At 30.6% G+C, this 19,985-nt stretch carries 17 protein-coding genes; 12 read left to right on the forward strand and 5 right to left on the reverse strand.

Annotated features, from left to right (window positions below):
• Positions 1-2 precede the first annotated feature (2 nt).
• Entirely contained in the window at positions 3-1,715 is a 1,713-nt protein-coding gene (locus ACTS9J_RS08005; RefSeq protein WP_448353114.1) for a hypothetical protein, read from the reverse strand.
• 363 nt (positions 1,716-2,078) lie between these two features.
• On the opposite strand from ACTS9J_RS08005, the gene ACTS9J_RS08010 reads away from it, so the two are divergent.
• The 11 genes from ACTS9J_RS08010 (at position 2,079) to rpoN (ending at position 13,800) form a co-directional block, all read left to right on the forward strand.
• Positions 2,079-3,068, forward strand: a complete 990-nt coding sequence (locus ACTS9J_RS08010) for an LLM class flavin-dependent oxidoreductase (RefSeq protein WP_115001001.1) — start codon at positions 2,079-2,081, stop codon at positions 3,066-3,068.
• Positions 3,069-3,566 carry a hypothetical protein gene (locus ACTS9J_RS08015; RefSeq protein ID WP_115001000.1) on the forward strand — a complete coding sequence of 166 codons (498 nt, stop codon included), beginning with the start codon at positions 3,069-3,071 and terminating at the stop codon, positions 3,564-3,566. It begins immediately after the preceding gene.
• Between the two features lie 39 nt (positions 3,567-3,605).
• Positions 3,606-4,577 (forward strand): polyprenyl synthetase family protein, encoded by a 972-nt coding sequence (locus tag ACTS9J_RS08020; RefSeq protein ID WP_115000998.1) that lies wholly within the window; start codon positions 3,606-3,608, stop codon positions 4,575-4,577.
• 3 nt (positions 4,578-4,580) lie between these two features.
• Positions 4,581-5,570, forward strand: a complete 990-nt coding sequence (locus ACTS9J_RS08025) for a GSCFA domain-containing protein (RefSeq protein ID WP_221855401.1) — start codon at positions 4,581-4,583, stop codon at positions 5,568-5,570.
• A complete protein-coding gene (locus ACTS9J_RS08030) occupies positions 5,560-6,327 on the forward strand; it encodes a TatD family hydrolase (protein ID WP_221855403.1) in 768 nt (255 codons plus the stop codon). The genes ACTS9J_RS08025 and ACTS9J_RS08030 overlap by 11 nt, the downstream gene beginning before the upstream one ends.
• A gap of 50 nt (positions 6,328-6,377) precedes the next feature.
• Positions 6,378-7,088 carry a UMP kinase gene (gene pyrH, locus ACTS9J_RS08035; RefSeq protein ID WP_115000992.1) on the forward strand — a complete coding sequence of 237 codons (711 nt, stop codon included), beginning with the start codon at positions 6,378-6,380 and terminating at the stop codon, positions 7,086-7,088.
• Positions 7,089-7,096: 8 nt separating this feature from the next.
• A complete protein-coding gene (frr, locus tag ACTS9J_RS08040; RefSeq protein WP_115000990.1) occupies positions 7,097-7,651 on the forward strand; it encodes a ribosome recycling factor in 555 nt (184 codons plus the stop codon).
• A 76-nt stretch (positions 7,652-7,727) separates the two neighbouring features.
• A complete protein-coding gene (locus ACTS9J_RS08045; RefSeq protein WP_219034348.1) occupies positions 7,728-10,139 on the forward strand; it encodes a DUF5686 family protein in 2,412 nt (803 codons plus the stop codon).
• Positions 10,140-10,197: 58 nt separating this feature from the next.
• Complete coding sequence (locus ACTS9J_RS08050; RefSeq protein WP_280051165.1) at positions 10,198-10,635, forward strand: hypothetical protein; 438 nt, start codon at positions 10,198-10,200, stop codon at positions 10,633-10,635.
• Positions 10,636-10,798: 163 nt separating this feature from the next.
• A complete protein-coding gene (asnS, locus tag ACTS9J_RS08055) occupies positions 10,799-12,247 on the forward strand; it encodes an asparagine--tRNA ligase (RefSeq protein ID WP_448353115.1) in 1,449 nt (482 codons plus the stop codon).
• Positions 12,248-12,327: 80 nt separating this feature from the next.
• Positions 12,328-13,800 (forward strand): RNA polymerase factor sigma-54, encoded by a 1,473-nt coding sequence (gene rpoN / locus ACTS9J_RS08060; protein ID WP_448353116.1) that lies wholly within the window; start codon positions 12,328-12,330, stop codon positions 13,798-13,800.
• A 35-nt stretch (positions 13,801-13,835) separates the two neighbouring features.
• Here rpoN and ACTS9J_RS08065 read toward each other — a convergent pair whose 3' ends face one another.
• Complete coding sequence (locus ACTS9J_RS08065; protein ID WP_180904647.1) at positions 13,836-14,390, reverse strand: DUF4303 domain-containing protein; 555 nt, start codon at positions 14,388-14,390, stop codon at positions 13,836-13,838.
• A 165-nt stretch (positions 14,391-14,555) separates the two neighbouring features.
• On the opposite strand from ACTS9J_RS08065, the gene ACTS9J_RS08070 reads away from it, so the two are divergent.
• Entirely contained in the window at positions 14,556-16,940 is a 2,385-nt protein-coding gene (locus ACTS9J_RS08070; RefSeq protein WP_448353117.1) for a TonB-dependent receptor domain-containing protein, read from the forward strand.
• A gap of 70 nt (positions 16,941-17,010) precedes the next feature.
• On the opposite strand, the gene ACTS9J_RS08075 is transcribed toward ACTS9J_RS08070, so the two are convergent.
• The 3 genes from ACTS9J_RS08075 to ACTS9J_RS08085 all read right to left on the reverse strand — a co-directional run bounded on the left by ACTS9J_RS08075 (position 17,011) and on the right by ACTS9J_RS08085 (position 19,978).
• Complete coding sequence (locus ACTS9J_RS08075) at positions 17,011-18,294, reverse strand: MFS transporter (RefSeq protein ID WP_280061172.1); 1,284 nt, start codon at positions 18,292-18,294, stop codon at positions 17,011-17,013.
• A gap of 81 nt (positions 18,295-18,375) precedes the next feature.
• The gene (locus tag ACTS9J_RS08080; RefSeq protein ID WP_286495183.1) at positions 18,376-19,413 is read right to left on the reverse strand and encodes a sulfite exporter TauE/SafE family protein; all 1,038 of its coding nucleotides are present in this window, start codon (positions 19,411-19,413) and stop codon (positions 18,376-18,378) included.
• A 79-nt stretch (positions 19,414-19,492) separates the two neighbouring features.
• The gene (locus tag ACTS9J_RS08085; RefSeq protein WP_286495182.1) at positions 19,493-19,978 is read right to left on the reverse strand and encodes a GNAT family N-acetyltransferase; all 486 of its coding nucleotides are present in this window, start codon (positions 19,976-19,978) and stop codon (positions 19,493-19,495) included.
• Between the last annotated feature and the right edge of the window lie 7 nt (positions 19,979-19,985).

Consider the following 19,985-nt stretch of genomic DNA (forward strand, 5'->3'; position numbering starts at 1 on the left):
TCTTAATCTTGAAAAATTTGATCAAAATTTTTATATTTCTTTTTTAAGCGTTGTTTCGCTTTTTTGACTGAATCAGCCGAAATTCCTAAGATTTGCGAAATTTCTAAATTGTTCAAGCCTAATTTTAACAAATAAATAGTTCTCAAATTAGATTCGGTTAAAGATGGAAAATTTTGAGAAAGATATTTTACAAAATCGTTTTGTTCATGAGCAAAAATATTTTTGAAATTTCCCCAACTTTCGTCTGTCATTAAATGCGAATCTAAGAGATTAACTAATTCATTATATTGTTTTTCTTTGTTTATGGTACTTGAATTGGAAATAGAATTGATTTCATTTTTTAATGTAACTATTTGTTTATTCTTTTCAGACAAATAAGTTTTATAAGATTCTAAAGTTTGAGCAGTTTTATTTAATTTATTTTCAGATTTAAGTTTTTCATTTTGAATAGATAATATTTTATTATCGTATGTAGAATTTTGTATTTTTATTTTTCGACGATAAGAAATTATTACAAATAAAATGATAATGATTAATAGAAAAGAAATAAGAAATAATGCATTTTTTAGGATGGTTGTTTTCTCTTGTCCTGCTTTTTCTGCTTCAAATTTAAAGTTGAAATTATCTTGTTGAATTTTCCAATTAATTTCATTAATCACATTTTGGCCATCAGTTTTTTGCAACTCTAACTCCAATTCATCTAGTTTTCTTCGGCTAATTAACTCCTCATTGATATTATTGTTTTTTACAGCAATTTCTAATAAGATTTTATAAATGTCATATTCAAAACTGTTCAAATAAATTTTCTGAGAAGCATATTCTTTTGCTTCATTCAAAATTATTTTAGCATCATCAATTCGATTTAATTGCAAGTACAATTTTCCCAATTGAATATTAGCGTACATTAAATTTCGAGCGTTTTTTAATTTTTTAGAAATTTCAATATCTTTTTTCAAATTATCAATCGCTAAATCGTACTGTTTGTTGAGAATATTTATAGAGGCAATATCACCTAAAGCTTTTGCATATCGAATTTCGTCCTTATTTTGAATTGCATATTCTTTTGTTAATTCGAAGTAATTATTTGCTTTATTAATATTATTTTTATTCATAAAAACATGACCAATCGCATTCAGAATTGTTCCATATTCGTGGTCTTTTTTGTTGGTATATTTTAAAGCTAACAAAAGATATTTTTCACTTTTATCAAATTCTTTTACATTCATAAAGTAGAATGCATTCTTTTTGTAAACATCACTTTTAGAAAAAATATCCTCATCTTTTGTTAAGTCGAGAAGTTTTGATGCTTCCATAAAATATGGATAAGCATTTTGATATTGGCTAAAATTATAATAGTAATACCCATATTGTGTATTCACCCAAATTTGTAATTCTGGTGAGTTAACATTTTTTGAAACTTTTAATGCAGACTCAAATAACGAATTACTTTTTTTGTTTAATTTATCGTTGGTTTGTGCATAGAGATTAGCTAAATAAACTTGATAAATTGATTTTAGACTTTTTGATAAAAAAGAAGTTGATGAGATATCTAATTTCTTGAAATTATTTTGCAATTGAATAGTATCTGTCACATTTTTATTCTGTTCGATGATTTTTTCAATAAGAATACGTTCATCATTTTTACTAATAGAACTAAATGATGATAAAAATAAAAAAGGAAAGAGTAGGAGCGTAAAAAAAATAGAAACTTTCAATATATTATTTTTTCAAATATAGACCGAAAAAATTGTAAATCTTAACAAAAAATTGAATTATTTTTATGTTTTACTTCATTTTCAAAGTATTGATATTTAGATGAATATGAAATGTCCCCCCAGTTGTCCCCCCTCTAAATTGAGTATTTATTTTTTTTATTATCTATTTTTGAATTAAGTATCTCGAAAGATTACTAATCTATCATCAAACTATTAATTAAAAATTTTAGACTCTTCAACTACTTAAACCTATTTATAAATCCAATTACAAAATTATCTCCTCCATAATGTATGTTATGGGGGATTTTTTTTTGAATTTTTTTCTTTGTAATTTAGTTTAATATTTTAATTAGAAAAGAACGGATGAGAAAAATAAACTACTCAGTGTTGGATTTGGCTTATGTAAGAGAAGGAGATACATTAAATCAAACGTTCAAAAACACGTTAGATAACGCAAAATTTGTAGACGAAATAGGGTATAGCCGTTATTGGTTATCTGAACATCATAATATGCAGAATGTAGCGAGCGCGGCAACTTCTTTATTAATAGGCTATGTAGCAAATGGAACTTCAAGAATTAAAGTTGGTTCGGGAGGAATAATGCTACCTAATCATACTGCTTTATCAGTTGCAGAACAATTTGGGACTTTGGATGCGCTTTATCCAAATCGTATCGATTTAGGTTTAGGTCGTGCGCCAGGAACTGATCAATTAACAGCTTCTATTTTGCGTAGAGGAGATAATTTTATGAATTACGATTTCGAAGCTGAAATCAAAAATCTACAAAACTATTTTAGTTTAGATAATAAAGAAAGTAAAGTGCGTGCGATTCCTGGAGAAGGAGCAAATGTGCCGATTTATATTTTGGGATCAAGTACAGATTCGGCTTTTTTGGCGGCTAAATTAGGTTTACCTTATGCATTTGCGGGGCATTTTGCGCCACAACAATTTTATAATGCGGTAGAGATTTATCGTTCTCAATTTCAACCTTCAGAATTTTTGCAAGAACCTTATACGATTGCTTGTGTCAATGTAATTGCGGCGAATACAGACGAAGAAGCGCATTATTTATCGATGTCGATGTACCAAGGATTTTTGAATATTATTACCGATAAACGCCAACCAATTGTTCCACCCGAAAAAACACAATTAGAATTGGCTTCGCCTGAGCAAAAATATATGCTAAAAGGAATGACAGCTTTGTCTTTTATTGGAAGTAAAGGTGCTTTGGCGCAGAGTTTAGATGAATTTATTTTTGAATCTAAAATTGATGAAATTATGGTTTCTACGAATGTTTTTGATCAAAAAGCAAAACGAAAATCGTATCAAATTGTAAGTGAATTATTTCGTTAAATGAAATCAAAGAAATCAATCTCAAAGTTCAAGTATTATTCAATGTTTGTTGATCAATTCAAAGATCAATTGACGATTGTTTTGATGCTAAATCTTGTTTTATTTTTTATTGCAAACCATTGGAGTTATCTTGTTCCTGAAGAATTTTTGTTTGTAAGTCACAAAGATATTTTTGGCTTATTTAGAGAACAATTTGTGCTGAATGAATTTTTTGAGGTATTGGCTTATACTTTTTTGGGCGCTTTATTTATCCATTTCGGAACATATAAAATGAATAAAATCTGGATTTTTAGGCTTAATGCGTTGCTTTTAGTAATTGTTTCCACTTATTTTTGGACAATTCCTTTGCTGCAAAGTGCTGAGATTGTTTTACAAAAAGGTCATCCTTATTTTATTGCGGCGATTATTGGTCAAATTCTTTTGTATTTGATTGTCGGAAACGAATTTTTAGGTTCAATCAAAAATAAAAGAAAACAACCCAAAATCAATCATTCTTAGTTATATTTGCCAAAACTTAATTTTTACAAAAATCAAACTATGTACTCATTTGATAAATTTCACGAATTAATTGCCGAAACAATCGATAAAAATCCATTTTCTAAAAATCCAGAAGAATTATACGAACCGATGGATTATATTTTGAATATTGGTGGTAAAAGAATTCGTCCAATTTTGACTTTATTGGGAACTGATTTGTTTGATGGTGAAGTTGAAAAAGCGTTGAAACCTTCGTTAGCGATTGAGTTTTTTCATAATTTTTCGTTGATGCACGACGATATTATGGACAATGCTTCATTAAGAAGAAGTAAACCAACAGTTCACGAAAAATTTGGATTAAATACAGCGATTCTTTCTGGTGATGCGATGTTGGTAAAAGCATATCAATATTTAGAAGATTTAGAACCAGAATTATTTAAACGTTCGACAAGATTATTTTCTAAAACTGCTTTAGAAGTTTGTGAAGGACAGCAATTGGATGTGAATTATGAAACAAAATTGAATGTTTCATACGAAGATTACATCAAAATGATTTCTCTAAAAACGAGTGTTTTACTTGGTTGTGCTTTGAAATTAGGCGCAATGATTGGAAATGCTTCGGAGGAGGATTCAGATAAATTGTACCAATATGGTTTGAATTTAGGAATCGCGTATCAATTGAAAGATGATTATTTGGATGTTTTTGGTAGCCTTGAACATTTAGGTAAAAAACACGCTGGAGATATTTTCGAGAATAAGAAAACGATTCTTTACATTTCTGCTTTAGAAGCGGCAAACGAAGAAGAAAAAGAGGAATTATTATATTGGTATAGTTCAAATACAGATAATATCGATAAGGTATATGCGGTAGAAAAATTATTCAGAAAACTGAATGTTAACCGTAAACTTTCAACGTTAATTAGAGAATATACGAATAAAGCGCACAGCTATTTGGATCAAATTGATGTTCCAGAAGAACGTAAATCTTATTTGAGAGAATTAAGCGAAGTTTTAATTGATCGACAAGGATAAAAAATGCAATTTCGAACGTCTTTTCAAATTCAATCTTCTGATTTTAAACTCAATCATCAACACAAAATATTGACGATAGGTTCTTGTTTTTCAGATGAAATTGGAAAGCGTTTGACCGATTTAAAGTTTGATGGATTAATTAATCCATTTGGAGTGATTTTTAATTCACATTCCATTCAAAATTTAATAGAAAGAAGCATTCATAAAAAATATTTTACAATAACTGATGTACATCAAAACGGAGAAGAATTTTTCTGTTTCGATGTACATTCGTCGTTTAATGCGTTGACGAAAGAAGCTGTTTTAGAGGAATTAAATTCAACAATCAATCAGGTTCATGATTACATTCATTCTTGTGATGTGTTGATGATTACATTGGGAACATCGTGGATTTATGAATGGAAAACTTCAAATCAAGTTGTCGCGAATTGTCATAAAGTTGAGGCAAAACAATTTGAAAAAAGATTATTAACAACAGAAGATAATCTAAAATCGTTGGAATTGATTGTTTCAGATTTGAAGAAAATTAATCCAACTATTCGCATCATTACAACAGTTAGTCCTGTTCGTCATACAAAAGATGGAATGATCGAAAATAATGTAAGTAAAGCTAGACTGTTGGATGCTTTATATCAATTAAGTCTTCAAAATAATCAAGTTGAATATTTCCCGTCATATGAATTAGTTTTAGATGATTTGAGAGATTATCGTTTTTTCAAAGAAGATTTGATTCATCCATCGAAACAAGCCGTTGATTATATTTGGGAAAAGTTTTCAGAAACTTATTTCGAGCAATCAACGCAAACAATTATTCAAAAAATAAATAAAGTTATTTCAGCAATTAATCATCGCCCTTTTAATGAAGGATCAGACAATTATCAACAATTTTTAGTAAAAACGATTACATTGATGAATGAATTAGAAAAAGGAAATCAACTTGATTTTTCAGTTGAAAATGAACTTTTGAAATCAAAAATAAAACATGTTAATTGATACACATACACATCTATATTCGGAGCAATTTGAGAATGATATAGATGAAGTAATTGCGCGAGCAAAGCAAAATGGAGTAGAGCGATTTTATTTGCCAGCAATTGATAAAAGTTACACGGATAGAATGTTGGCGTTAGAAGCTGCTCACCAAGATTCGATGTTTGCGATGATGGGTTTGCATCCGTGTTCGGTTCATCCAGATACAATAGAAGACGAATTGGCTCATGTGCGCGAATGGATTGATAAACGACCATTTAAAGCAATTGGCGAAATCGGAATTGATTTGTATTGGGAAAAAGAATTTTTACAAACGCAACAAGATGCATTTAAAATGCAAATTGAATGGGCAAAAGAAAAGAATTTACCAATTATCATTCATTGTCGAGATGCTTTCAATGAAGTTTTTGAAGTGTTAGAAGAAGTGAAAGATGAAAAATTATTCGGAATTTTTCATTGTTTTTCAGGAACAAAAGAAGATGCACAACGCGCAATAGATTTCAATTTGAAATTAGGAATTGGTGGAGTTGTAACCTTTAAAAATGGTAAAATAGATCAATTTTTAGGTGATTTTGATATCAAACATATCGTTCTCGAAACAGATTCACCTTATTTAGCGCCAGTTCCGTTTCGTGGAAAACGAAATGAAAGTAGTTATTTGACACATGTTTGCGATAAGTTGGTTGATATTTACCATCAAACACCAGCTGAAATTGCAGCAATTACAACAAAAAATGCGTTTGACATTTTCGAACGTTAGGATAAATCAGAATAGAAAAATTATATTTGCAAAAGAAAACCTTTGACAAGATGAAATACAAAAGAATATTACTTAAATTGAGTGGTGAAGCATTAATGGGAGATTTACAATATGGTATTGATCCAAATATGCTGAAACAATATGCGCAACAAATTAGAGAAGTTGCTGAACTTGGTTGCGAAGTGGCAATCGTAATCGGAGGTGGTAATATTTTTAGAGGTGTACAAGGTGTTGCTTCTGGTATGGATCGTGTACAAGGAGATTATATGGGAATGTTGGCAACTGTGATTAACAGTATGGCATTGCAAGGAGCTTTGGAAGATGCTGGTGTTAATACACGTTTACAAACGGCTATTCGTATGGAGCAAATCGCAGAACCATTTATCAAAAGAAGAGCTACGCGTCATCTAGAAAAAGGTCGTGTCGTAATTTTTGGTGCAGGAACAGGAAATCCATATTTTACAACAGATACAGCAGCCGTTTTGAGAGCAATTGAAACGCAAGCTGATGTTATTTTGAAAGGAACTCGTGTTGATGGAATTTATACTGCAGATCCAGAAAAAGATCCAACAGCAGAGAAATTCGAAACAATTTCTTATCAAGAAGTTTACGATAAAAACTTAAAAGTAATGGATATGACAGCTTTTACTTTGAGTGAAGAAAATAATTTACCTATTATTGTATTTGATATGAATACAGATGGTAACTTGAAAAAATTAATTTTAGGAGATAACGTAGGTACTCTAGTAACAAATAAATAAATCCCGAAATGGAAGAATTAGATATTATTTTAGAAACGGCTAAGGAGCAAATGCAGGGAACTGTAAGTCACTTAGAGGTTGCATTCGACAAATTAAGAGCAGGTAAAGCTACTCCTGCAATGTTAAGTTCAGTTCGTGTTGATTACTACGGAAGTTTATCTCCGTTAACTCAAATTGCAAATGTAAATACACCAGATGCAATGACATTGAGCATTCAACCATACGAGAGAAATTTAATTCATGAAATTGAAAAAGCAATCATCAATGCTAATTTAGGTTTTGCACCTTCTAACAATGGAGATACAATTATTATCAGTATTCCTCCAGTAACAGAAGAACGTCGTAAAGAGTTGGTGAAAATGGCCAAATCGGATATGGAAACTGCTAAAATTTCTCTTCGTAATGCACGTCAAGATGCGAACAAAGCGTTAAAAGCTGTAAAAGAAGCTTCTGAAGACATGGTGAAAGATTACGAAACACGTGTTCAAGGATTAACAGACAAGTTTTCTAAGAAATTAGAAGAAGCTTTAACGAAAAAAGAAGCTGAAATCATGAAAGTTTAATCTTTCTTGAAAAAAAAATATTTTAAGGCAGCGTTTCGCTGCTTTTTTTATTTATTTGCATAATCAATTTCAAAAGATGAAGAACTATATATTCCTGCTAAATTTCTGTATTTCAATTGCCACATTTGCTCAAATTAAAGTGAGAGTATTCGATGCTCAAGACGAATTTCGTTTAACTGGTGCTAATGTTTACAGCGATACCAAACAATTTCTTGGTCAAACAGACGAATTAGGAGAATTGGATATCAATGATTCTGTTCATTTTATTGATATAATCAAAAACGGATATTTCTCAGAAAGTATTCAGACTGATGGTAAAAAGTTGGTGGAAATTATGATGAAACCTTCTTTCATTAGTTTGGATGAGGTTAGTTTTACGACAAATGATTCTGTTGGTCGTAATTTGATTATCAAAGCAATTCGCAATCAATCCAAAAATACAATCAGAAACGGAGGAAATATTTTCCTAAAATCATACACTAAATTTTGGAGTACAGTAAATAACGATTCGATTCCGTTTATCATTCAACCTCAAAATCACAAAGATTCTGTCAATAATCAATGGAAAAAATTGTTAGACAACAGTCATTTATTTTTGGGAGAACGTGCAATGGATCATAAAGTTTCGAAGCGTTTTGGACTAAAAAATATCGTGCAATCTTCTCGTATTTCTGGAATGCGTTCGCCTTTGTACGAATATTTGGCGATGCAACCAATTGCGTTCAATTTTGATCAAGATAAAATCAATTTTTTCTTCAAAGGAATTATTAATCCAGTAAGTCGAGAAGGTCTTTCGCATTACCGTTATGGTTTCAAAGAGGATATTTTTATTGATGGGCGAAAAACGGCTGTTATTAGCTTTTTCCCTTCAATCAAAACGGATAAAAGACAAATTAAAGGAACACTTTGGATTGATGATAGAACGTATGCTTTAATCAAAATTGAAGCAGAAAATACGATTTCAAATTATGTTGCAGAATTAGAAGCAGATTGGAAATTGAATAATGGTTCTTGGATTCCAAATCAACAAAAATATCGCATGGAAGCTGGTAATTTTAAGATTACAGAGAAATTATCCGATGATGATTTTATTGATAAAAAAGAAAAAATTTGGATTAATCTTGAAACAACTTTCAAGGATATTCAAAATCCAGCACATTTCAAACGCAACGAATTTTTAGGTTACGAAGACGAAATTTCTTTTCAAAATATGAACGAAAAGAAATGGGACAATGTGATGGAAGATTACCGCGATTCGTCATTATCAAACAAAGAGCGAAATACTTATACGACAATTGATAGTATTGGCGATAAATATAAGTTAGAACGTCAAATGAAATTGATGAGAATCATCAATTCTGGTGGGAAATTATCATTAGGAAAAGTTGATTTAGATTTAACAAAAATCTTAGCGTTTAATGATTACGAAGGTTTTAGACTTGGTGCCGCGTTTAATACAAATGAAAATTGGAGCGATAAATATTCGTTGAATGCGTATTCAGCTTATGGTTTCAAAGATGAAACATTCAAGTTTGGATTTGGTGGAGATTATTATGTAAATAAGCCTTATTCGGGTCGAATTTTTGCAAAATACTCGCAAGATGTTTCGGCTTCTGGGAAAACGCCAATTTTATTACAATCGAATTATACACGTCTAATTTCTGGAGCTTTTAGTAATATTTATAATCACGAATATTTTTCGTATAAACATTATTCTTTTGGATATGAGCAAGATATTTTCAAGAATGTAACCTTCAATATTTCGGCAAATTATGAAAAACAACAAGCAGAATTTGATTATTCTTTCCTGAATAATATAGGTTGGTACGATTTGTATAATACGCAATTAGCGATCCGTTTTGCACCAAAAGACAAGTTTATCCGCACGCCTTACGGAAAAGTGACGGTGAATAGCGGGAAATCTGTTTTCTATGCAATGTTGACGAAATATTGGGATATTTTCAATTCTGATTATGATCCACTTCGTTTCAATATTTCTTATTTTGATGTGTTCGATACGCGAGTTGGTAAAACAAATTTCAATGTAAATGCGGGTTGGGTTGAAGGAAAAATGCCGTTGATGAACTTGTTCGAAGGACAAGGAAACGCAAAACGTAATGATTTTGCAAACTTTGGAGTAGGAGGTTTAACAAATTTCGAAACAATGCGTCCTGGAGAATTTTATTCGGATCGATTTGTATCCTTTCAATTGAAACATATTTTTGCTGGCGTTAAAGTCGGAAACAAAATTATTTTCCCACAATTCGTTTACCGTGGAGTTTTAGGTGATATGAAAGATAAAACAGATCATCAAAATTTAGATTTCAAAACATTGAATCATTATTACCACGAAACAGGAGTTGAAGTAAATAATTTAATTTTCAAAACATTTGGATTGGGAGCATTTTACCGTTTAGGTGCTTATTCAGAAGAAAAATTCCAAGATAATTTCTATTTAAAATTAACTGTAAATTTGAATTTTTTGTAGGTATTTAGATTTTGTCATTCTGGACTCGTTTCAGAATCGTATATATTGATTTAAATTTATGAATAAAGAGTTTGAACTTAAAAAATATAGAGATTTAGTACTTGCGACTATAGATTATTATATTGTTCATCTTGCTTTTAATAATGAAATGAAAGATGAATATATTCGTCTAAAAACTCAAACAGAGGAGTATTATTCAAAAAGAAAATTAACTATTTTAAAAAACTGGTTTAAAGATTTAACGTCTGATTTTATCGAAGATAGAGATTTTGGTTTTAATGAATATTTGATAAAGACAACCAATTATGACATTGATATTTTTGAATCATATTTTAAAAGAATCGAAAAGATAATTGAGAAAGATCAAATTAAAACTGATAGTCAATTTTACGAATTAAAAAATTATGTAGATTATTTAATTCAAAATAATAATTCTGATAAAGTTCTTATTCAAAGAATAAATGAACTTCTTTTGCGTTTTGAATCTAAGAACTAGAATAATTTCACTTCAAAAAATAAACTAAAATCAAAAATCCTTTACATTTTCATTGAAATTGTAAAGGATTTTTAGGTTGGTTGAAAAATATTCGCAAAAATTATGCCTATAATTTTTATAACTTTAAATAATAACTAAATTTGTAAGGATAAATTAAAAAATTATGCAATCGTACGGAATTAAAGCCTTATTAGAAAAAGGCAAGGATTTGTTGCTACAGGAAGTAGTTGTAAATGGATGGGTAAGATCGTTCAGAAGTAATCGTTTCATCGCGTTGAATGACGGTTCTACAATTAATAATATTCAAGTAGTAGTAGATTTCGAAAATTTTGACGAATCAATTATAAAACAAATTTCTACAGCAGCTTCTTTACAAGTAAAAGGAGAAGTGGTAGAAAGTGAAGGAGCTGGTCAAGAGATTGAAATTGTTGCGAAAGAAATCAAAATTTTAGGAACTGCGCCATCTGATGATTTAAAAGGAACAATTTTACAACCAAAACAACACAGTTTAGAGATTTTGCGTGAGCAAGCACATTTACGTTTCAGAACAAATGTTTTTGCTGCAACTATGCGTGTTCGTAACGCGTTAATGTTCGGGATTCACAAGTATTTCAACGAAAATGGATTCGTTTACATCAACACGCCAATTATTACAGGATCTGATGCTGAAGGAGCAGGAGAGATGTTTCATATCACAAACTTGGATATGGAAAACTTACCTAAAAATGAAGAAGGTAAAGTAGATTATACACAAGATTTCTTTGGTAAATCGACTAACTTAACGGTTTCTGGACAGTTAGAAGGAGAAACAGCAGCAATGGGATTAGGGAAAATTTATACATTTGGACCTACTTTCCGTGCAGAAAACTCGAATACTTCTCGTCACTTAGCTGAATTCTGGATGATTGAGCCAGAAGTTGCGTTTTTCCGTTTAGATCAAAATATGGATTTGGCAGAAGATTTTATGAAATCTGTTATCACTTATGCAATGGAAACGTGTAAAGATGATTTGAAATTCTTAGCTGAACGTTTTGACAAAGAACAAAAACAAAAACCAGAAGCAGAGCGTTATGAATTAGGTTTAATTGAGCGTTTAGAATATGTTTTAAATAACAAATTCATTCGTTTAACTTATACAGAAGCAATAGATATCTTAAAAGATTCTAAACCAAATAAAAAAGGTAAATTCAAATATCCAATCGAAGGTTGGGGAGCAGATTTACAATCAGAACACGAACGTTATTTAGTTGAGAAACATTTCAAAACGCCAGTTATTTTATTTGATTATCCTGCAGAAATCAAAGCATTTTACATGCGTATGAATGATGATGGAAAAACAGTTCGCGCAATGGACGTTTTATTCCCTGGAATCGGAGAAATTATCGGAGGTTCTGAACGTGAAGAGCGTTTAGAAGTTTTAGACGAAAAAATGGAAAAATTCGGAATTGATAAAGAAGAATTATGGTGGTACCGTGACACAAGACGTTTCGGTTCTGTGCCACATTCAGGTTTCGGTTTAGGTTTAGAGCGTTTGGTATTATTCGTTACAGGAATGGGTAACATTCGTGACGTGATTCCTTTCCCTAGAACACCGAATAACGCTGAATTTTAATCAAAATATTTTTACGGATTATGCTTAAAAATTGTAACTTTAAGCTAAATCCGTTTTTTATATAAGCCAAAACCCAAAATATGTTAAAGCAGGAATTAAATTTAAAATTACAACAAAAACTATCGCCACAACAAATCCAATTAATGAAGTTGGTTCAACTTCCTACGGTTGCTTTTGAACAACGCGTAAAGGAAGAGTTGGAAGAAAACCCTGCTTTGGATGATCAATCTTCTGAATATGATGAAGATTACGGAGGAGAGCAGGAAGAATGGGACAATCAGAGTGATGATTTTGGCGACGAACAAGTGATTGATACAAGTGATATCAATATTGATGATTATTTGAGCGATGACGATATCCCAAATTATAAAACGTATACGAATAATTATAGTGATGATGACGAAGATAAATCTGTTACTTACGCACAAGGAGAGAGTTTTATCGAGTTTTTGACTTCGCAATTATATACGAATCGATTAACTTCGGAACAATTTCAAATTGCTGAATTTATATTAGGAAATATTGACGATGATGGTTACATGCGTCGTGATATTAAATCGTTGGTTGACGATTTAGCATTCTCGCAAAATATTTACACTTCGCCAGAAGAGGTCGAAAATTTGTTGATTAATTATATTCAACGAATGGATCCAGTTGGAGTAGGTGCGCGAGATTTGCAAGAATGTTTATTGATTCAATTAGAAAATAAAAATCAAACAGAAGCAGTAGAATTAGCCGAAAAATTAATTTCAGAATCGTTTGATGCATTTACGAAAAAGCATTATTCGAAATTGATGGCAAAATATGATGCGGATGATGATGAGTTGCGTGATGCAATTTCGGAGATTGAACGTTTGAATCCAAAACCAGGAAAATCATTTTCGAGTAGTAGTAAAATTGTAGAGCAAATAACGCCAGATTTTACGATTCATATCAACGATGGCGATTTAGAATTGTCATTAAATGGACGTAATGTACCAGAATTGAAAATTTCGAGTGCGTTTGCAGAAATGTTAGATACATACAAAAAAACCGAAAATAAATCGAATCAACAGAAAGAAGCTGTAATGTTTGTCAAACAAAAGTTAGATTCTGCGAAATGGTTTATTGATGCGGTTCAGCAACGCCGTAATACGCTTTTGTATACGATGGAAGCGATTATGAAATTTCAAAAAGAGTATTTCTTAACTGGAGATGAAACGAAAATCAAACCGATGATTTTGAAAGATATTTCAGACAGAATTGGAATGGATATTTCGACAGTTTCTCGTGTTGCGAATTCAAAATATGTCACAACGCCTTACGGAACATTTTTGATAAAGGATTTGTTCTCAGAATCGTTAACAAATGATGAAGGTGAAGAGGTTTCGACGCGCGAAATCAAACGAATTTTGCAAGATGTAATTGCAGATGAAGATAAGCGTAAACCTTTGACAGACGAAAAATTAACTGAAATTTTGAAAGAAAAAGGTTATCCAATTGCTCGTCGTACAATTGCAAAATATCGCGAACAACTAAATATTCCAGTTGCAAGATTGAGAAAAGAAATCTAAAATTTTTAGAATATAATCAATAAAAAAAGAGCTTTTTATAAAGCTCTTTTTTTGTTTTTACCCCAAGTTGTCATCCATTCAAAATAATCTTCTTTGTATGAATTATCATTCAATTGCGTAATAATTTTTTGTTGTTTTTCTACATTCAAATCATCATCAATCACAGAAAAGTTCAAGAAAATATCTTTACCGATTAATTTAGAAAAGAAATTTTCATTCTTTAATTCTTCCAACACTTCGATACATTTTTCATTAATTTTATTCTGAAATTGATAAAACCAATCTTCGTCATCGTCGTGTTCATCAACGATTTCTTTACACATTTGATTGATTTCTTGAAAAGAATTTTCAGCTCCTAAATAATCATATTTCCATTCAGAAGGCTCGTATTTGTAGTAACAAAAATCGTCTTCATCCGAAACTTTTTCCAAATGTTCTACAGAATTTGCCGAAGGATGAATAGCTATTTTCGAGTCGTTATTGCACAAGGCAAAAGCGTAAAGGTCTTGGGAAGGATTTTCGTTATAAATTTTCAAAAAGGCTTGTTTGGTTGATTGCACTAATTTGTTTTTTAATTCATTAAAATCCATTCATTTATATTTTTTTAATCGGTTAAAATTATTTTTTGAAATGTAGTAAAATTCTTTAAATATTAAATCATTGTTAATTTATTTTTTAAAGACAAATTCAATTATTATTCATTTTCTATGTAACTTTTCTGTAATTCACACGTCATTATAGTAAACAAACCTAATATGTCTAAATTATATATACCAATTTTATTATTTGCCTCGACCTCGATTTTTGCGCAACAACAATATAAAGGAAGCTTGCAATATACGAATCAAATGCCTGTTAGTCTAGCAGATGTGATTATTCTGAAAGATGATCAAATTATTGAAGAAATTTCAACTGATGATAAAGGAAGTTTTACAGTTGATTTAGCCGAAGGAAATTATATGTTTCGAATAGAAGAAGCTGGTGTTTTGCTTCATACTCAAACGATTTTATGTGGAAAAAATCAGGATTTAGGCGTTATTATTCTTCCTAAAACTGAAAATATTACATTAAATGAAACGGTTGTAAAGAGTCAGAAAAAATTAATAGAAAAGAAAGTTGATCGACTTGTTTTTAATGCTGATTTAGCGGAGGGAGCAAAAGGCGGAGATGCATTAGATTTGCTAAAATTGGCGCCTCGTGTAAAGGTTGATAATGATGTAGTTTCGATAATTGGTAAAAGTAATTTGCGTGTGATGGTGGACGATCGTTTATTGGAAATGTCTGGTGATCAATTGACAAATTATTTAAAAACGCTTCGTGCAGATGATATTGAGAAAATTGAAGTAATTACAAATCCACCCGCAAAATATCAAGCAATAGGAAATAGTGGAATTCTCAATATTGTACTGAAATCAGGCAAAAAAGACTCGTGGAATGGAAGTTTGTCGTCATCATTGCAACATTATAACAAACCATATTGGAACAATAGTGCATCGTTTAATTACCGAAAAAATAAATGGACTTTAGTTTCGAATATTTTTGGTGGTTTTGGTGAATATGATGGAATTGGACAATCTGATATTTATTTTAGAAAGACTAATGAAGTTTGGACTGAAAGAGAAAAAAATAGTGGAAAAAATAGAAATATTGGCGGAAAATTAGGATTGGATTATAAAGTTTCAGATAAATTGACGACTGGTTTTACGGTTGATTTATATGCTGGAAATCGAAAAGGAACTGGTGGCACGAAAACAACGATAAATAGTTTGGATAAAGTTGAATTGTTGAGTTATATTCTGAATGATCGAAATGGAAGCAAAGGAAACACGAAATACAATACGCTGAATTATCATGTGATTTATAAAATGGATACGATCGGAAAAAAACTGACATTTGATTTTGATTGGGTAAATTTTAATAATAACAATACAAGTGTAACTTCAAACCGATTTTTTAATTCAGAAGATGTTGAAAATAAAACAGAATATCAAGGAAATAAAAGTTTGTCCGACCAAAAAGCAAATAATTATAGTTTGAATATTGATATGGAACATCCCGTTAATACTTGGAAACTAAATTATGGTGGACGTTATAGTTGGACGAAAAATAATAGCGATAATTTATTTTACAACACATCTTCTGGGTCGCCTGTTTATGATGAAAAGTTGAGTAATGGTTTTTATTATGACGAAAATATTTTGGCTTTTTATGCGAGTATTGAAAAAGATATTTCAGAAAAATGGTCTGCAAAAGTTGGTTTGAGATACGAAAATACAGATGCAAAAGGTTTTTCTCCGCAAGAAAATCAACATGATACCTATAAATATGATGGATTATTTCCAACCGCTTATTTGATGTATAAACCTGCTGAAAATCATTCGTTAAGTATTAATGTTGGGCGTCGTATTGATCGACCTTTTATGGGACAATTGAATCCGTTTCGTACCATTTATTCTCCTTATTCTTTTGCCGAAGGAAATCCGAAATTAAAACCTTCTTATTCGTATAATTATGAGTTGGAATATGCATACAAAGATTTGGCAGTTACAACATTATATTACAGAAATTCTACGGATGAAATCAATCAAATTGTGGTTGTAAATCCAACAGAAAATACACAAAATTGGATTCCATATAATTATGCTGATTCGGAGAGTTTTGGAATTAGTGAAAATCTAAATTTCAAGCTTGTAAAATGGTGGAAAGTCAATGGAACGATTGATTTGTATTACAAGAAAACAAAAGGAATTATTCCTGAATACAATTATGTATTGGATGGATTTAATGGAGAATTTCGTTTGACAAATAATTTAGAATTGAATAAATCGAAAACATTATTGTTTAATCATACCACAAATTATACAACAAAAACAATTGATGCCATGTCAAGAAGTCGCGCTAATTGGAGTACAGCTTTTGGTTTGAGAGCGTTATTTTTGGATAAAAAATTCGAGGTTTCGTTTAATGTGAACAATGTATTTAAAGATAGAGCTTGGCAAGATCAAAGTTTTAGTAACGATACAAAATTTGTTTATACAGGACAATCCGCTCGCTATTATCGTGTTGGAATTCGATACAATTTCGGAAAATCATTCACAATAGAACAATCAAAAAGTAGTTCGGAAAAAGGAAGATTGTAAATTGTTAAAAATAAACCCCAATATTGATTTAAAATATTGGGGTTTATTTTTTTATTTGATATAAATGACTTTACTTCTTTTCCATTTTATAGAACAATAAAATAACGAAACTAATCGCAAACGAAACGCCCATTGCAAGTGCCGAAGCTTTCATTCCGCCAGAATATTCAATCAATAATCCATAAATAACTAAACCTAAAAATAAGGCAAATTTTTCGAAAACATCGTAAAAGCTAAAATAGGTTGTAGTATCTTCTGTTTCTGGTAATAATTTGGCGTATGTAGAACGTGATAAAGCTTGCAAACCTCCCATTACAAGACCAACCATTGCAGCCATTACGTAAAATTGAGTTTTTACATTAGGATCATTTTTATTAATCAAATAACCAATAATACATGTAATAATCCAGATAAAAATCCCGATTAATAAGGTTTTCTTATTTCCTATTTTTCCTGATAGAAAAGAGAATAACCATGCACCTAAAACAGCTTCAATTTGAATTAATAAAATGGTCATAATCAATTCTGAAGATTCCATTCCTATTTCTGAACTTCCAAACATTGCCGCCATCAAAAAGATAGTTTGCATTGCTAAACTGTAAAAGAAAAATCCAGCCAAAAAAACACGAATATTTTTGTATTGATTAAGATCTTTGAAGGTATGTTTTAAATTTCTAAAACTCGATTTGATGATATCTTTTGGAATTTCGCGATCATATTTGTGGTTTGGTAATTTACTTAATGCAATTTGTCCAAATCCTAACCACCAAATTCCTGTTAATAAGAAACTTATTCGAGTAAACATAGCTTGTTGTTCTTCTGGGGCGAATTGTATCATTGCCAAACAAATCGTCAATAAAATGACAGAACCAATATAACCAAACATATAACCTTGCGCCGAAACTTTGTCCATTTTTTCGTCTGAGACAATTTCTGGTAAATAGGCGTTGTAAAAAACTAAACTTCCCCAAAAACCTATGCTTGCAGTGATATTGAGTAATAAAGCTAACCAAACTAAATCGCTTGATGTAAAGAAAAACATTCCGATGCATGAGAAAGATCCTAAATAGCAAAAAAAGCGAAGAAATTTTATTTTATTTCCGATTAAATCTGCAATTGAAGATAAAACAGGAGACAAAACAATCACAAAAAAGAAAGCAATTGCCAATGAAAAATTGAATGCGGACTCTGGTAATAATCCTAAAAATTTAATTGGGTGATCGTTCGCATCATAGGTCATTAAAGTGTAATAAACCGGAAAAATAGCAGAGGCAATAACTAAAGAATGAACAGAATTTGCCCAGTCGTAAGAAATCCAAGCTCGTATTAGTTTGGGATTATCTTTTGTATTCATAAATTTTTTATAGTAATGTTGGTTAAACTTAAGAATAATTTATCAAAAATAATGTTTCGTAAAAATTAATTGTTCAATCTTCTATTCTTTCAGTTCAAATTTGGTCAGTTTATTGTCTTTGTAACAATAAAACTCATAACTATCTTCTCCAATTCTGAATACTTTTTCGAGATGGATTTTATCGTAATTAGGTAAAATTTCATTGTATTTCTTTAATAAATTTTTAGGTAATTCATTCGGTTGAATTGGACGTTCAATCTCAAATTCACCATCTAACGAATATTCCATCACAAAATCGCTGTTTCGCCATTTTAAAGTGGTTTCATTTTCGTCACCTTTACTTGTTGTTGTAAGTTGAACTTTATCTTCTTGAATGATTTTTTGGGAACTTGTATAAAAAAGTGTAATTCCAGAAATAACCATCGCTGCATAGCCAACTTTTCTGAAAATAAAATCGCTAAAATAAGGTAAAATATATTTGACCGTATAAGAAGAAATAATTGAGGCAATTGCAATCGTCAATCCAAGTAATAATGCGTTCTTTGAGTATAAAGCAAGAACAATATAAATGATTAATTTTATGATATGAAGTATAATTTCGTTGGCAGCTCGCGTTGCAATAATTTCTTCTTTTGTTAATCCATATTTTAAATAAAATCTATTGAATAATAAACCTATTGCTCCTGTTATTCCAGAAACGAATCCAGCTAAAAAACCAACAATGGCCAAAATATATTTTGGTGAAGGTTTTTCTTCATTGTCTTGTTGTTTTTTGTTTAGAAATAATTGTGGAACATTTGAAATCAATAATACAGCTACAATAATTTGTAAATAAATTGGGTTGATAAATTTGATTAAATAAGCGCCCATTAAAACTGCTGGAATCGAAAATGGCACGAACCAAAAGAAGATTTTCCAATGTACAGATTTTCTGAAAGCCGCTATTCGAGAGGCAGAACTTGTAAATGTTCCGATTGTTAACGAAAAAGGGACTAACGAAGTTGGAATAATAAGATTGAGGATTGGAATTAAGATTAAACTTGCGCCACCGCCACAAATTGCACTTATCCAAAATGCTAAAATAGCTCCAATAAATAGGAGAAAAATAGTAAAAATCATGACCAGAAATTTTATTCTGTTACAAAATTAGGACGATGATTTTAGAAATTAATGCTTAAAGACTTATCTTAAGTAAAACTTAAGAATAAGTAAATCTTAATTGAAAAAGATGATTTTTCGGATAAATTGTTTGCGAAATCTGTTGAAAATTATTTTTTAATAAGGCTTTAGACGAGGCGATATTTTCTTTTTTCACCCAAGCTTCAATCAGCATATATTTTCTCGATTTCAACTCTTTCGAAATCAGATTGATGATTCGTGTTGCGTAACCTCTGTTCCAAAATTGTTCATCAATCGAATAGCCAATAATCGCTTTGTCGTGAACAGGTTGAAACATCACAGTACCAATCAAGGTTTCAGAAGATTTTTCGATAACAGCAAAACGAAATTCATATCCAGAATTCTTTTTTTCTTTATCTCTTTCCAGCATTTTGTACGAATCTTCGATTGTTTTCATTGGAGCGGTTTCGCGGTATTTCATGGCTTTTGCATTCGAATAAATTTCGAAAAGTCGTGCTACATCAGTGTCCAAAAGTTCTCTGAAATAAATTAATTCGTCTTCCATATTTTGG

It is taken from the genome of Empedobacter sp. ULE_I140 (assembly GCF_053482575.1).

What these genes read in the sequence shown, in the direction of transcription:
- ACTS9J_RS08010 (WP_115001001.1), top strand. Translation starts at nt 2,079, where the DNA reads ATGAGAAAAATAAACTACTCAGTGTTGGATTTGGCTTATGTAAGAGAA.
- ACTS9J_RS08015 (WP_115001000.1), top strand. Translation starts at nt 3,069, where the DNA reads ATGAAATCAAAGAAATCAATCTCAAAGTTCAAGTATTATTCAATGTTT.
- ACTS9J_RS08020 (WP_115000998.1), top strand. Translation starts at nt 3,606, where the DNA reads ATGTACTCATTTGATAAATTTCACGAATTAATTGCCGAAACAATCGAT.
- ACTS9J_RS08025 (WP_221855401.1), top strand. Translation starts at nt 4,581, where the DNA reads ATGCAATTTCGAACGTCTTTTCAAATTCAATCTTCTGATTTTAAACTC.
- ACTS9J_RS08030 (WP_221855403.1), top strand. Translation starts at nt 5,560, where the DNA reads ATGTTAATTGATACACATACACATCTATATTCGGAGCAATTTGAGAAT.
- pyrH (WP_115000992.1), top strand. Translation starts at nt 6,378, where the DNA reads ATGAAATACAAAAGAATATTACTTAAATTGAGTGGTGAAGCATTAATG.
- frr (WP_115000990.1), top strand. Translation starts at nt 7,097, where the DNA reads ATGGAAGAATTAGATATTATTTTAGAAACGGCTAAGGAGCAAATGCAG.
- ACTS9J_RS08045 (WP_219034348.1), top strand. Translation starts at nt 7,728, where the DNA reads ATGAAGAACTATATATTCCTGCTAAATTTCTGTATTTCAATTGCCACA.
- ACTS9J_RS08050 (WP_280051165.1), top strand. Translation starts at nt 10,198, where the DNA reads ATGAATAAAGAGTTTGAACTTAAAAAATATAGAGATTTAGTACTTGCG.
- asnS (WP_448353115.1), top strand. Translation starts at nt 10,799, where the DNA reads ATGCAATCGTACGGAATTAAAGCCTTATTAGAAAAAGGCAAGGATTTG.
- rpoN (WP_448353116.1), top strand. Translation starts at nt 12,328, where the DNA reads ATGTTAAAGCAGGAATTAAATTTAAAATTACAACAAAAACTATCGCCA.
- ACTS9J_RS08065 (WP_180904647.1), bottom strand. Translation starts at nt 14,390, where the DNA reads ATGGATTTTAATGAATTAAAAAACAAATTAGTGCAATCAACCAAACAA.
- ACTS9J_RS08070 (WP_448353117.1), top strand. Translation starts at nt 14,556, where the DNA reads ATGTCTAAATTATATATACCAATTTTATTATTTGCCTCGACCTCGATT.
- ACTS9J_RS08075 (WP_280061172.1), bottom strand. Translation starts at nt 18,294, where the DNA reads ATGAATACAAAAGATAATCCCAAACTAATACGAGCTTGGATTTCTTAC.
- ACTS9J_RS08080 (WP_286495183.1), bottom strand. Translation starts at nt 19,413, where the DNA reads ATGATTTTTACTATTTTTCTCCTATTTATTGGAGCTATTTTAGCATTT.
- ACTS9J_RS08085 (WP_286495182.1), bottom strand. Translation starts at nt 19,978, where the DNA reads ATGGAAGACGAATTAATTTATTTCAGAGAACTTTTGGACACTGATGTA.